Genomic DNA, 13,598 nt, shown 5'->3' with positions numbered 1-13,598 from the left:
CGGTTACCGCTGTGGTACAGAGAAAGACAAGCCTGCATCGAATGTACTCCGTGATGAATGAACCGATAGGTCAGATAGGTGCCGAAGACAGTCAGAAGCGTTGCGTGTACTGCACGCCGATGCTCTGCTGCCGCGTGGCCAGGGACTCCTGGCCCGCCACGGTGGGACTGCCTGCAAGCTGCGTGGCAACGGCCGATGCCAGGGTCGAACTGCCGGCGGTGGTGTGCCCCGGAGACAAGGAGTAGAAGACCGACCACTTGCTGTTGGGCCCGGTCGCGTAGCCAAGCCCGATGGTGTAGTGCCGGCGGAAGGTGGCGGGCGCGGTGACGTTGTTCGCCGTGTCCGCGTCCGCATAGGCCGCGCTGTTGAACGACACGCCGCCCGAGACATTGAGGGCCGGCGTCACCTGGTAGCGCACGCCGACCTTGAACACGTTCATGTCCTTCCAGCCATTGCCCGGCCCGCCACTGCTGCCGCGCAAGGCGGTGCCATCAAAGGATGGGTTGCCCAGGCCGGAGGTGCCCGAGTAGTTGATGCGCTGGTAGTCGAAGAGAAAGGAAAGATCCTGCGTGGGTGACCACTGCAAGCCCAGCAACATGTTCTCAGGGATATCCAGCCGGCCCTGGTCCGCCAGCAGACCCTCATACTCCTTGAGCCGTCCCATCCGGATACGGGGCGAGTAGGCGGCACCGAAAGCCAGCGCGTCGCTGGCGCGCCAGTACGCTCCCACGCGCACGCCCACGCCGAACGAGGACGCACTGCCCTGGTTGGTCAGGTGGTCTGGTGCCGCCGACTGCGGCGCCAGTGCCTGCAGGCCCTCGGCGCTGAACAACTGGCCGGTCAGCAGCACCGAGAAGCCGACGGAGACGCTCGGGGAGACCCGCGCCGACACCGTCGGCGCGATCGTCAGCTGCTGGATCGTGGTGCTGGCCCTGCCGCTGCCGCACAGCAGGTTGCCGCGATAGGTGGTGCCGGCGCCCGCCGGCGGCGGCGCCAGGCAGCTCGTGGTGCCATCCGGGAAGTAGGTGCCTGCGCCATTGCTGTAGCCGACGACGCTGAGCGACAAGTCGGGCGTGACCATCTTGCTCACCGCGATGTCGGCAAGCGGCACCCAGCGGCTTGCGCTGGCCGTGTGCGTATCGAGCACCCCGCTCAGCGGCGGCGGCAATCCCGCGGCGCGGCTCATGCTGGTGCGGCCGTTGGTTGCGATCAGGTTGCCCTCGAAGCTGTTGCCAGCCCACACCGTGGTGGCTGGGTTGCTGGCACCGCCGAACGCATCGCGGGTCGACGCCGCGGCCGCACCTGCCACGCCACGCGCTTCGGCACCGTAGCCGATCTGGAAGTAGCCGTTGTCGGCCAGGCCAAGCACTGGACGCACGGCTAGCGCGGATAGGACCATCCACTGTTTCGGGTTCACTGCTGTCTCCGATGTCATTGTTATTGGCGCGGGAAGCTCTGGGGCCGCCTCGCGTGGGGGCTGAGGTACGGCTAATGGCCGGTGATCGAGTTGGTCAGGACGCCCAGCCCGGCGATCTCCACATCGACGCGGTCGCCGTCCTCCAGGAAGCGCCATTGCTCGATGCCGGCGCAGTTCGGCACGCAGCCGGTGGCGAGCAGCTCGCCGCCGTGCAGCGTCTCGTTGGACGACGCGTAGCTGACGATGCGGTCGATGCGATGGGTCATCCCCGCAGTACTGCCCTGCCCGCGCACTTCACCGTTGACGCGCACGGTGACATCGAGCGCGTGTGGATCGGCGATCTCGTCGGCGGTGACGATCCAGGCGCCGAGGCTATTGCTGCCGTCGAAGTCCTTGCCCTTGGCCGGGCCGGCACTCGGGCGGGCGCGCATTTCTTTCATCAGCTGCGCGCGTTCGGAGAAATCGTTGAAGATCACGTAGCCGAAGATGTGCGACATCGCCGCCGAGCGGTCGATGTTCTTGCCGGGGCGGCCAATCACGACAGCAAGTTCGGCCTCGTAGTCGAGCTTGCTGCCGGGATCGGGCCGGGCCACCTTGCTGCCGTGGCCGGACAGATTGAGACGCGCCCCTTTGTAGTACATCGGCGTTTCGTAGAAGGCCTTCGGCACCCTGCCCGCACCCAGCGCCCGCATCAGCAGGCCTGTGGCCGGGCTGACGCCATGGGCCATGACCTGCCCGTAGGCATTGCGCAGATGCTGCTCGTAGACGCTGAAGCAACGGATCTGCGGCGGACGGTAAGGGAGCTGGAGCTGAATCGAGCGCAGCGCGTACACCTGGTGCGCGCCGTCCCGGGTGCGGTCTTCCAGCAACGCCCGCAAGGCCGGCAGCGTGTCATGCTGATGCTCGATGAGCGCCAGCAGGCAGGCAAAGCGCGCGTCACCCGCGAAGGTCGCGGTCACATCGAGTAGCCGGCCGTCGGCCAGGCCCAGCCCGACATGGCCCTTCACCTGAGCGGCGGAAAATGTGCACAATCTCACCGGCTCTCCCCTTTCAGCGCAGGGTCAGGAACTGGCGGCTGGTCACCGCGCCGGGCTGCTTCAGGCTGGCTTCCGGCGCGCCAGCCTTGTAGCGTTCGAGCAGATGCTCCGGATCGAACTCGACTCCGACCGCGTTCTCCGCGAAGGCCCCCGAGCGCAGCCACACTTCCAGCGCCTCCGGCGTCTCGAAGTTGTCCACCTGCAGTTCCGCCTGGATGCCGTCGGGGTCGCGGTAGTACAGCGAGGTCGTCGGTCCGTGGTTGATGCACCATACCGGGCGAACGTCATGGCCCTTGAGCCGCTCATAGGTGTGGAGCAGGTCGCCCAGCGAGCTGTAGGTGAAGGCCACGTGGTCCAGGCCCGTGCTCTCGCGCCGGCGGGGCGAGAAGTTCGCGGCATTGATCAGCGCCAGGCGGTGATGCTCCTCGTCAAACGACAGGAAGCAGAGCAAGGCATTGCGATACATCACGCGGGCGCCCAGCACGATGCTCCACCAGTGGATCGTTTCGTCAAACCGGCGCGTGGCCAGCACGATATGCGCGAGCTTTTGCGGCGGGCGTGCGTCCGGGTCTGGGCAGGGGATAGGGAACTGGTCCATGCTGTCGCTCATTGCATCTCCTTGATAGGGTGTGCCGCGCTCGTGGCGCGGGTCGTGCTGGATTGGGAAACCATGCGCGCCATCACCGCCTGCAGCGCCGCGCCGGGATCGGCGCACTGGCGGCGGCTGCGCCAGGCCACGATGCCGTCGCCGCGCAGCAGCAGCGCGCCGGACACATCGATCTGCAAGGCTTCGGCAAACGCCGGCGCACCGATGCGGAACTGCGCATCGTCGCCGGTGCCGACCTGCGGACACGCCACGTCGATGCCCCAGGCGTCGCGCAGTTGCGCCAGCGCTGCCTGCCAGCGCACGCGCTCCTGCTCGTGGACCAGCAGCGTCATAGGCGCACGCCGGGCCAGGTCGCGCGTCGACAGCGATGCGCCATCTGTCTCACTCCACAGATGGGGAACCAGCGCGCCGGGGCTGGTCTCCGGCCAGTAGTCGGTGCCCGCGTGAGGCGATTTCGCTTGCGGATGGGGCTCGCGGCAGAGGAAGCCCGTCGCATGCGCATAGCCAAGATCGGTGCCCAACGTCACGAACACTTCCCGCTGCCGGTCGATCGCCCTGCGCACGCGGGCGCGGATGTCGGCCCCTGCCTGGCCAGGGTCGACGAGCCGGCCCAGCGGCTTCAGGCCGGCGCCGGTCGCGGCCCGGAACAGCTTGCGCGCGGCAGGCCTGGGCAGCAGCCGGACCCAGCGGGACCGGGACAGCGCGGACAAGGTCTGGAAACCGTCCGGATCCACGCCGGTGGCGCGCAACACCTGGTCGGCCAGGTCGCTCAGTTGCTGCGTACGGCTGGCATGCGCCTGGGCGCTCGCCGCTCTCTCCCCGGCATAGCTGGACAACAGCGCCTGAGCAAGGTCGTCGGGCACAAAGCTGCCCAGCAGGATCTGCAGCCGCCACGCCAGGCTCGCCGCGTCCTCGATACCGTGGTTCATGCCGAAGCCGCCGATGGCGGAGAAGCCCGCTGCGGCGTCGCCAAGCAGCAGCACGCGCCCGATCCGGGTCACTTCCGCACGGCGCAGCGCCATGGTCCAGGGGCGGACGGACTGCACCCTGACCTCAACGCTGTCGTCGCCGATCGCGGCCTGCACCAGCGACAGCGCCTGCGCGGCCGGCATCCCGCCGGCGGGCTCGAGCGCAGGCAGCACCGCGGTCGTCAGCACCCAGTCCTGTTCATCGGCGGTGTGGGCGGTAAGCGTGCCCACCACCCTGGGATTGAAGATCCAGTAGAAGGGGCTTGGCCGCGCTACGGTCAGCTTGCCCAACTGCGCGCGGAAATGGATTTGCGCCACCGCCTGCAGCGGCGTCTGGACAGATGGCACGCCCAGCAGGCGCCGCACCGTGCTCTGCGCGCCATCGGCGCCGGCCACGAAACGCGCGCTGCGCCGCACGCTGAGGCCGCTGCGAAGTTCGCGCAGCGTCAACGTGCAGGCATGCTGGTCCTGCGACAGCGACTCCAGTTCGTAGCCGGGCAGGAACTCGATCAGCGCGTCGCGTGCCACGCGCTCCCGCAGAATCGGGTCGGTCACGTTCTGGGACAAGTGCAATGGGCGGCAAGGGCCGCTACCCAGCAGGCTGGCGGTATGCGCGGGGTCATTCCCGAGCGGCACGCAGCGGCCCAGGTCGGCCCCCGCCAGCGACGTGCACCAGGTGATGTAGCGCAGCTTGAGCGGCGGCGAACTGATCTCGCGCAGCTGCTCGGCAAGTTCGACATCGATGGCGCGGATCACCTCCATCGCGCGGGCGGACCAGACGTGTCCGCGCGGATGCGTATCCGCATCGCCCTGACGCTCGACCAGCACGCTGCGGATGCCGCGGCTGGCCAGGAGCAAGGCCAGCACGGAGCCGGCCGTGCCCGCGCCGATGATCGCCACGGGAATCGGGACCGGAACGGAATGCCCATCCTGGCGCGGCGGCGCGGCTTCGGAATCGTGTGTCACTGGTGAACCTTCGCAAGTGTGTTGAAAGGTGGCCGCGTTGCGGCGAGGGGCGACGGCACGGGAGCCTGAAGCACCCGGCAGAGGGCAGCGAGCACGTCCTCCGCCTGCACATCGGTGGCCGATGCATGGCGCCAGGCAATATGGCCATCCGGACGCACCAGGATGACGCCGTCCGGCAGGCCCCGGTTCCATAGGGACAGTTGCTGCTTGTCGGCGCAATGGATGACTGCGCCAATGTCCACGCCGTGTACCGGCAGGGCGCCAAGCCGCTGGCTCGCACCCGCGGCAAGCCCGGCGCATGCCTTGCCATGCCGCCCGAAGCCCGCGAGCAGGAAGTGCCCGTTGCCAAGCAGGTCATGCGAAGTGGCGGACGCGCCGGAAGCGTCCTGCAGCCGGAAGTGCGGCAGGCGCGCGCCCGGGGTGAACGACTGCGCCACCTCCAGTACGGAACTTGTCGCCATTGAAGGCCCCGAGGGCATCGCCTCACTGCCGCAGACAGCCGCGCTCCGGTACACGTAGCCCAGGTCAAGCCCGAGCGTGTTGAAATGCTCCATCTGCGCTTCAGCAGCCTGTTGCACGTTGCGCTGGATGGCCGCGAACCGCGGCGTTGCCGCCAGTTGCACGCGCCGGGTGCGCGCGTCGACGGGCGCCACCAGCATCCGCTTGACGGCGGACCGCAGCGCAGCGGGCAGCGCGCGGGCCGGTGCGCTGGCGCGCAATCGCGCCAGCGTCGGCAACTTGTCGTCATCGAGGCCCAAGGCAGCGGTGACCTCCCGCATCTTCCAGTGGTTTGCCACGCTGACGCCGCAGTTCCTCTCGGCCACCGGCTTGCGCTCGTCACCATAGGTATCGAGCAGCCCCGGACCCGCCCTGCCCCGGATGACGTTGGCCAGCTTCCATGCCAGGTTGTGCGCGTCGGCAGCGCCTGTGTTCAACCCGAGTCCGCCAGTGGGCGGAAAGCGATGCGCGGCATCGCCCACGAGGAAGGTGCGCTGCTTGCGATAGGACGCAGCGATGTGCGCCTGCATCGTCCAGTTCGACAGCGACGTGATGCGCAAAGGCATGTGGCGATCCCCGAGCGCGGTCCGAAGCAGGCGCTCGCAGCGCGCCAAGGGGAAGTCCGCCGGCGATTCATGCTGCGGAAAATACGGCGTCATGAACACCGAGTAGCGCGCCGAATCGTGGACGATAAACGTGCCGGGCGCCGCGGCCGACAGGACCCAGAAGAGGATCGACGGACTGTCCTTGACCAGATGGCGGATATCCGCCTCGAAGTTGATGGTGATGAGATGTGCCAGGTTGGTCTCGCCAACCATGGGCAGCCCCAGGCTGCGCCGTACCGGACTACCGGCACCGTCGGCCGCGATCAGCCATTCGCTGCGCACGCGGTACACCGCGCCAGTCACGGCCTCGCGCACGGACGACACGACGCAATGCTCGTTGTGCTCCGCGCCCTGCCAGGCATGGCCGAAGCGCGCCTGGCAGCGAACCCGGCGCGACACCTGGGCGAACAGCAGCCGCTCCAGATGATGCTGGGGAATGTTCGCGGTGCGCTTGCCGCTGGCGGCCGCCATGCCGGCAAGATAGCCGGGGCTGCCGATATCGATGCGGGCCAGGTCGCCCTCGGCAAGGTTGCGCCGCCACGTCACGAAGCGTGCATCGCCGCTATGGGTCGTGATACCGGCCAGCGCCTCGTCGGTGACGCCGATGCCGGCCAGGATTTCCTGCGTCCGGGTGTTGATGACATGCGCCTGCGGGGCGAGATGCAGGTCATCACGACGCTCGACCAGCAGCGATTCAATGCCCTGGTCCGCCAGCAGCGCTGCCATCAGCATGCCCACCGGGCCAGCGCCCACGATTAATACCGGAACTTCCACCACGCGCATCCTGCCCCCAATGTTGCTCGCCGCCTCAATGGCCGCCCTGGAACGCAAATTTATATAAGTATAAGTCAAGCTCACACTAGTATTTATACTTATATAAGGACGCCGGGCGAGCGCGCGACCGGACGGCCCGGCAAAGCCGCCGCCCCCGGATGGGCTGGAGGTCAGGTGCCATGTGGGAGAATGGCGACATCGCTACCGTGTGTGAAACGCGTCCCAAACCACCATGACAACTGTTGAGAGCCGACGCTCGCGGACTCCTGCCCGAAAGCGCGCCACCGAAGCCTCCGCCGCCCCGACACCAGTCGCCCGCGCCGCCGAGGTGCCGGGGCGTCAGCGCCTGATCGACGCCGCCGAAATCGAGTTCACGCAAAAGGGATTCGACGGGGCGTCAGTACTGTCGATCGCAAACCGCGCGGGCGTAAAGCAACCGCTGCTGAACTACCATTTCGGCAGCAAGGAAGGGCTCTGGCGCGCGGTAGTGGAGAACGCGTACACGGGATTGCTGGCCGCGTCCAGGCAGGCAGCGGCTGCCCTCGACCGCTCTGACCCGCTCGCCCGCCTGCAGGCAGCGCTAAGGGCCTTCGCGGTGAGCAATGTCCTGCATCCGGCGGCGCACTCCCTGGTCCTGATGGAAGTCGCGCAGGATGGTCCAAGGCTGGACTGGCTGGTGGACAACTATATGAAGCCGTTTCACGACGAGCTCGATGCGCTGATCGCGGAGTGCCATGCCGCGCAACTACTCAAGCCTTACCCACCGGAACGGGCCAGCGTCACGATGACGGCCATGCTTACGGCCGTGCAGTCAGCCACGCATTTGCTGAAGCGCCTCTATGGCGTCGGGCCCATGACACCCGCCCAGGCGGAACAGCACGCGGAACAGGTCATCGATGTCCTGATGAATGGCATGGCCGCCCGCAGGCCCGGCCGACGGCGGGCGGCAGACCCGGTCTAGTTCTGGTCAGCGCAAGGCTGCAGCGGCGTGCGCAACCAGGGGTCGCTTCAGAAAACGGAAAAAAATTGCACGCTAAGCGATCGCGAGCCCACCGCCAGGCGCCAACCACTGAGCCCATGCGGTGACGAAGGCCGGATCCGTAGAATTCGGAGATACTGCAATCTCTTCACTTCCGAGCCACCCGCGGTCGCTGCGGAGGCACAGGCCCTGGCGCGCTCCTTCCACTGCCGGCTACCGCGTCGAGCCGTCCTTTGCGAGCCTGTCCGCGTAAATCCGCGCGTAGGTGTCTGGCGGGGAACCGGGAGGCCCCATGCTGATCAGTTTGATGGGCTTGACCGGCCATGCCTGTTGTGCGTTGGCGGCGTGCCATGGCAGGGGCCAGCGGCCGCAAATGCACCAGCGGTGCGGGCGAGGAACGTTCGACGCGTCGTGCTCATGGTGCCACCGGTCAGCGTGTTGCGGGAATGACGGGCAGAAGCAGGAATGACGGATACTTCCCGCCCGTGTGAACGGTGGTCTGACCGGCGAATCGTTCAGACCTGCGGTCCTCGGGGTGATCGTGCAGCAGCACCGACGAGCCGCGCATCGACTTGCCATAGATCTGCGGGTAGGGTCCAGGCAGGTCGTGCTCGAAGTCCGAGCTGCCGACAGTCAACACCAGCCGGTAGCCCTTCGGGAACACGAAGCACATTGGCCAGATCTCGACCTGCAACTCGTAGGTCTCGTTCGGTTCTAGAAGTTGGATCTCCTGATGCGTGTGCACGGGCTGATACGGCCTAGAGGCTTGAGGATTCAGCTTCCGGTGCGACGCTCTAAGCCAGCCTTGCCCGAGAGGTGCGTTGGGTTCAACCGCCCCCAAGATCAGGTGCTCCTTGCCGTCGGGAGTGAAAGCCCGCAGCGTCAGGAACAGGTCCGCATCCCGGCCTGTCGTGGAGATCCAGAGCGTGGCAGCCAGCGGACCGGTCACCTCGGTGTCGCGCTCGAACGGTGCAGTGCAGAAGCTCACCTTGCCTGCCATGCCGTCAAACGAGAGGCGCGAAACTGTCCCGGTTGGCTTCGATCGCAGGGTCTGTGCGCTAGCGTCCAGGTACATGGGCGTCCAGACGGTGCGCGCCAACGGCCATTCATACTCGTCGCGCTCCACGAAACGATCCACGTGGCGCACCTGCATCTTGATGGGCGGTTGCCGGTCCCAGCCGTTGTCCTCGCCCCTCAAAAAGTGATCGAAGAACCTCTTCTGTAGCGCTACGCCGTAGTCCGTATAGAACTCCGTCCAATGCTCGAGCCCGTGCAATTCGAGCCATTTCTGCTTCGAGCCGGCCCCCAGGTAGCCTTGGACATTGCCGCGCAGGTGCAGGCCATGGCCACCCCAGTTGCCGCAGGAAAGGACCGGTACCTCGATCGCACCCAGGTCCGCACGGCGGCCGTCGAAGTAACTATCCGTGATGAGCTCCGCGCTCAACTGCGTCGCGTTGATATCGACGCGATTGGCGAGCAATTCTTCGTCGCTGAGCTCTGCCGGTCCGGAGATCGGCAACCCGCTGTTGGGGTTCACACCCGCGCGCAGCCCCAGACCGTGCTGCACGGCTTCCACCTGCTTCGGATACCAGGCCACCATGAACGTGTTGAGGATGCCGCCGTGCCGGCAGGCGTCGCGATAGTAGTCGGAGAACCCCTCGAACGGGCAGATCGCGGCCAGATGCGGAGGACGTTTCGCCGCCACCAGCCATTGGGTGGCGCCGTAGTAGGAAACGCCGGCGAGGCCGACCTTGCCGTTGCTCCACGGTTGTTTCGCTGCCCATTCAATGCACTCGTAGAAGTCCTGCGCCTCGCGCGGGGAGAAGCAATCGATGACGCCCGGCGAGCGGCCAGCGCCGCGCGAGTCCACGCGAATGCAGATGTAACCCAACGGCACCCATCTCTCCGGATCCGCGGTTTCCCAGTTCGCGTACTTGCCGCTGCTGCCCTTCAGAATTTCCGGGTGCTTAGTCGTGAGTGATTGCCATTGTGCGGGGAATCCCACCTGGAATGGCAGACCCTTGGCGTACGGTCCGTAGGACATCAATATGGGGTAGCGTCCTTCCTCTTTCGGGCGAAAAACGTCGGCCCGAACTACCAAACCATCGTCCATGGGGATTTCAACGTCCCAATCGATTTGCATGTCTGTCTCCTGATCGGTTTATCTTGTACCGCGGCTAAAACTTGTGGCGCATGCCAAGCGCAAAGCTGATGCCACTTCCCTTTCCGGTGACCTTGTCGAACATCGCCACAGCGTACGCGTCCGTGCGCTTTAACAGGGCATAGCCATAACCCACCGCAAGTCCGTCGGAAGTGGCGCGCGCCGGTATGGGTAAGAGACCGTCAGGCAGGCACAGGGGCCGGCAGCACGGTCGCATTGTTGACGCCGAAGCCGATCCGAGCGTAGTTCTGGCGCTCACACCAGCCGCGGAATACGACGGTGTCGCCGTCCTCAAGGAAGCCGCGTTGTTCGCCGTTGCCGATGTCTACCGGTTGCGTCCCGGATACTGTGAGTTCGATCAGCGCGCCGGCCTCGCCCGGCGAGGGACCCGAGATCGTGCCGCTGCCCAGTAGGTCGCCGCTCTGAAGATTGCAACCTCCCATGGCGTGGTGAGCAATCATCTGGCTCAGCGTCCAGTACTGGTGGCGAAAGTTGGTACGGGTCAGCGTGCGTGGTTGCCGGCCCTGTGCCAACTGACGCGCGCTGAGTATCGAAACCTCTAGTTGGATGTCAAAGGCGCCGGCTGCGTCATTCTCCGCCGAACGAAGGTAGTCAAGCGGCTGTGGGCGCTCTGGGTCGCGTGTCCAGCTTGCGCGGTAAGGCAGCAGTGCTTCGAGCGTGACGATCCAGGGCGATAGTGTGGTTGCGAAGTTTTTAGCGAGAAACGGCCCGAGCGGTTGCATTTCCCAGGTCTGGATGTCGCGCGCGGACCAATCGTTGAGCAGGCATAGGCCGAAGATGTGCTGCTGTGCCTTTGCCAGCGGGATAGGCGTGCCACGTTCATTGCCGATGCCAATCACCGCGCCCACTTCCAGTTCGTAGTCGAGACGCTGGCACGGTCCATACACAGGTACTCCGCCCGGATCAGGGCGGTACTGCCCCATCGGTCGGTAGACCTGCTGGCCACTGACCCCGATGGAAGACACGCGGCCGTGATACGCGATCGGCAGCCAGTCAAAGTTGGGGTTCACCTCCAGCCCGAACTGGCGACAGCAGTTCACGGCGTGGTCGAGCGAAGTATAGAAATCCGTGTAGTCGCCGATGCGTACCGGGACCGCAAACTCGGCGGCCGCCTGTGGCACCAGCGTTTCGCGTACTTGACGCTCATGCACACCTTCTGCCGCCAGCAGCGCAAAGATTCCGTGGCGCAATGCCCGCCAGGCGCTCGGACCCAAGTCCAGCAGTGCATTTAGCGTCGGCGCTGCGGCGGCCCGCGTGGCCTCGGCGGCCAGGTCTTGCAGGCAGCCTGTGCCATGCAATGCTGCCAGGTCGACGATCTGGTCGCCGATCGCTACGCCGCCACGCCAGGCCGCGCCGCTGCCAAGCCGACGGAATATGCAGAGCGGAAGATTCTGCAGCGGAAAATCGCAGCCTGCAGCATTGGCGGAGTCCAGCCAGCTATGCCGGGAGGCATCATGGGTGTGGTTCAGTTCCATGGTGGTATCAGGCGGCATTCAGGGCATCGTCGAAGATGGCAACGGCGCGGGTCCAGCCGGCCGAGGCCCCGCGAATCTTGTGCGGGAAGCAGGAGATGTAGAAGCCATGCGGCGGCAGCGCCTCTAGGTTGTGCAGCTTCTCCAGATGGCAGTAACCGATGTTGCGGCCCGCCTTGTGGCCTTCCCAGATCAGCGAGGCGTCCTGTGTCTGGGCATACTTGGTGGCCGTGTGCACAAACGGCGCGTCCCAACTCCACGCGTCGGTACCGGTCAGCCGCACACCACGTTCGAGCAGGTACATGGTGGCGTCGAACCCCATGCCGCAGCCGGACGAGACGTAGTCAGGCTGGCCGTAGCGCTTACCCGCACGCGTGTTGACCACCACGATGTCCAGCGGCTTGAGCACGTGCCCGATTCGGGCGAGTTCGGCCTCGACATCGTCGGCGGTGACCACATAACCGTCGTCCAGCCCGGTGAAGTCGAGCTTCACGCCCGGCTGGAAGCACCACTCCAGCGGCACCTCGTCAATGGTGATGGCGCGCTCGCGCTGCCCCAATGACTCATTCATGGTGCTGTGGAAGTGATAGGGAGCATCCAGGTGGGTGCCATTGTGCGTATTGAGCTGGACGCGCTCGATCGCCCAGCCTTCGCTGTCCGGCAGGTCGGACGGCCTCAGCCCCGGGAAAAAAGCCGTGACCTGCTCGGCGGTGGAGCGGTGCGACAGGTATTCGATCTGAGGGCCATAACCGGGAGGGTCGGAGACGACATCGTTTTCCAGGTAGATCGAGAGATCGACGAAGCGTCGAGTCATGGTGGAAGGTCCTCTGTGGAGATGCGTAAAAAGGGGGAGTTGCGGACTCAGCCGGCATCCAGCGACGGTGCGGTGCGCGGCGCGTTGGTCGCGCACGCACCGGCTTCAGGCCCGGCGGTGGGGCGCGGCAACAGCGCTACGACGGCAGCGGACAGCAGGGAAGCCGCCGCACAGCGCGATGCCGGGAGCAAAGCCGAACGCCGTCGCCGCCGAGCCCAGTGCCAGCGGAGCGAAGGCGAAGATCGGCCCCAGCACAAGCAGCGTGGCATGGTCCGTGACGAGAGCGTAGAGCGGCAGTAAGTTTGGGGGGCATGATGGATCTCCTGATTTGGCGCCCCTGTCCGAAGCAGGTGACGCTCACGCTTTTCCCTGACTGTACGATCGTGCAGTGGTAAGCCATGAGGACTGTACGCTCGTACAGTCAAACGCTACAGTAGGGTAAACGCGGGTGTGAGGTTCGCTACAATGGCGCATCTATTGGAGGCAGCATGGAAGGCAAGGAAGCGCGAAAGTCAGCGGTCGGGGCACGGGCCATGGCGCGAGAAGAAGCTCAGGGGCTGCCGATCCCGGAAGCGAGCAAGCGCGAACGCGTGCTCGATGCAGCGGAGCGCCTCTTCGCCGAGGGCGGCTTCGACGGCGTGTCGATGCGTGATATCGCAGCAGCCGCGGAGGTTGGCTTGCCGCTGATCGTTTACCACTTCGAGACCAAGCGAAATCTGTACCGCGCGCTGTTCGACCGGCGCAAGACGCTGTTCGAGGCCCGGCTGGCGGCCCTGCGCCAACCACTCACCGCTGGCGAGGACTCGGTGGAGCACATCGTGCGTGCATTCGTGGAGCCGGTAATGCGGATTCAGGACACTGAGGCCGGCATTGCCTATGCCAAGCTCGTCGCACGCGAGGCCTCTGATCCAAGAGAAGCCGAGCGCGGTATTGTTGCCGACTATTTCGACCCGCTCGCCATGGAATTCGTCAAGGCAATCCGCAAGGCTCTGCCAGGCAACAGCACCAGATATGCCCATTGGGCCTATCTGTTTGCCGTGGGAGCGCTGGTGATGAGCGTGTTCGACAGCCGTATCGAGCGTATCTCCGGCGGCAAGTTCAAGGCCGGCGACGTGGGTCACAAGTCCGAGTACCTGGTAACTTTCATCGCAGCGGGCATTCGCGCCGGGGCCGACCGGACGTCATCTAGGCGTTCCAGAGAATCATCCTTATGATGCGATTCGCCTGGAGTACAGATGTGTTCGGGGCTGGAGAAAACGTAGCTTCGCCACGATCTCTA

The 13,598-nt window shown here is 65.6% G+C and carries 10 protein-coding genes; 2 read left to right on the top strand and 8 right to left on the bottom strand.

Features of this window, described 5'->3' with window-relative positions; translation table 11 throughout:
* Positions 1-91 precede the first annotated feature (91 nt).
* The 5 genes from AC3WLE_RS01390 to AC3WLE_RS01370 form a co-directional block, all read right to left on the bottom strand.
* Positions 92-1,417: an OmpP1/FadL family transporter gene (locus tag AC3WLE_RS01390; RefSeq protein ID WP_492355788.1), complete on the bottom strand. Its 1,326-nt coding sequence runs from the start codon at positions 1,415-1,417 to the stop codon at positions 92-94.
* 71 nt (positions 1,418-1,488) lie between these two features.
* On the bottom strand, positions 1,489-2,454 hold the full coding sequence (locus AC3WLE_RS01385; protein WP_492317078.1) for a fumarylacetoacetate hydrolase family protein: 966 nt from the start codon (positions 2,452-2,454) through the stop codon (positions 1,489-1,491).
* A 13-nt stretch (positions 2,455-2,467) separates the two neighbouring features.
* Positions 2,468-3,064, bottom strand: a complete 597-nt coding sequence (locus tag AC3WLE_RS01380; protein WP_492317077.1) for a VOC family protein — start codon at positions 3,062-3,064, stop codon at positions 2,468-2,470.
* Positions 3,061-4,995 (bottom strand): FAD-dependent monooxygenase, encoded by a 1,935-nt coding sequence (locus AC3WLE_RS01375; protein ID WP_492355787.1) that lies wholly within the window; start codon positions 4,993-4,995, stop codon positions 3,061-3,063. Before AC3WLE_RS01375 ends, AC3WLE_RS01380 begins: the two co-directional genes overlap by 4 nt.
* Entirely contained in the window at positions 4,992-6,872 is a 1,881-nt protein-coding gene (locus tag AC3WLE_RS01370) for an FAD-dependent monooxygenase (RefSeq protein WP_492355786.1), read from the bottom strand. The genes AC3WLE_RS01375 and AC3WLE_RS01370 overlap by 4 nt, the downstream gene beginning before the upstream one ends.
* 232 nt (positions 6,873-7,104) lie before the next feature.
* Here AC3WLE_RS01370 and AC3WLE_RS01365 point away from each other — a divergent pair, with 232 nt between their 5' ends.
* Complete coding sequence (locus tag AC3WLE_RS01365; RefSeq protein ID WP_492317074.1) at positions 7,105-7,833, top strand: TetR/AcrR family transcriptional regulator; 729 nt, start codon at positions 7,105-7,107, stop codon at positions 7,831-7,833.
* Between the two features lie 448 nt (positions 7,834-8,281).
* Here AC3WLE_RS01365 and AC3WLE_RS01360 read toward each other — a convergent pair whose 3' ends face one another.
* From AC3WLE_RS01360 to AC3WLE_RS01350, 3 genes are all read right to left on the bottom strand, one after another.
* On the bottom strand, positions 8,282-9,994 hold the full coding sequence (locus AC3WLE_RS01360) for a CocE/NonD family hydrolase (RefSeq protein ID WP_492317073.1): 1,713 nt from the start codon (positions 9,992-9,994) through the stop codon (positions 8,282-8,284).
* Between the two features lie 200 nt (positions 9,995-10,194).
* Positions 10,195-11,508: a fumarylacetoacetase gene (gene fahA, locus AC3WLE_RS01355; protein WP_492317072.1), complete on the bottom strand. Its 1,314-nt coding sequence runs from the start codon at positions 11,506-11,508 to the stop codon at positions 10,195-10,197.
* A gap of 7 nt (positions 11,509-11,515) precedes the next feature.
* Positions 11,516-12,319: a cyclase family protein gene (locus tag AC3WLE_RS01350; RefSeq protein WP_492317071.1), complete on the bottom strand. Its 804-nt coding sequence runs from the start codon at positions 12,317-12,319 to the stop codon at positions 11,516-11,518.
* Positions 12,320-12,807: 488 nt separating this feature from the next.
* Here AC3WLE_RS01350 and AC3WLE_RS01345 point away from each other — a divergent pair, with 488 nt between their 5' ends.
* Positions 12,808-13,533, top strand: a complete 726-nt coding sequence (locus AC3WLE_RS01345; RefSeq protein WP_492317069.1) for a TetR/AcrR family transcriptional regulator — start codon at positions 12,808-12,810, stop codon at positions 13,531-13,533.
* Positions 13,534-13,598 lie beyond the last annotated feature (65 nt).

This window comes from Cupriavidus sp. FW306-1B-F12B, from assembly GCF_058781795.1.
This window is presented reverse-complemented; position numbering and strand designations above follow the sequence as displayed.

What these genes read in the sequence shown, in the direction of transcription:
- AC3WLE_RS01350 (WP_492317071.1), bottom strand. Translation starts at nt 12,319, where the DNA reads ATGACTCGACGCTTCGTCGATCTCTCGATCTACCTGGAAAACGATGTC.
- AC3WLE_RS01345 (WP_492317069.1), top strand. Translation starts at nt 12,808, where the DNA reads ATGGAAGGCAAGGAAGCGCGAAAGTCAGCGGTCGGGGCACGGGCCATG.
- AC3WLE_RS01380 (WP_492317077.1), bottom strand. Translation starts at nt 3,064, where the DNA reads ATGAGCGACAGCATGGACCAGTTCCCTATCCCCTGCCCAGACCCGGAC.
- fahA (WP_492317072.1), bottom strand. Translation starts at nt 11,508, where the DNA reads ATGGAACTGAACCACACCCATGATGCCTCCCGGCATAGCTGGCTGGAC.
- AC3WLE_RS01360 (WP_492317073.1), bottom strand. Translation starts at nt 9,994, where the DNA reads ATGCAAATCGATTGGGACGTTGAAATCCCCATGGACGATGGTTTGGTA.
- AC3WLE_RS01365 (WP_492317074.1), top strand. Translation starts at nt 7,105, where the DNA reads ATGACAACTGTTGAGAGCCGACGCTCGCGGACTCCTGCCCGAAAGCGC.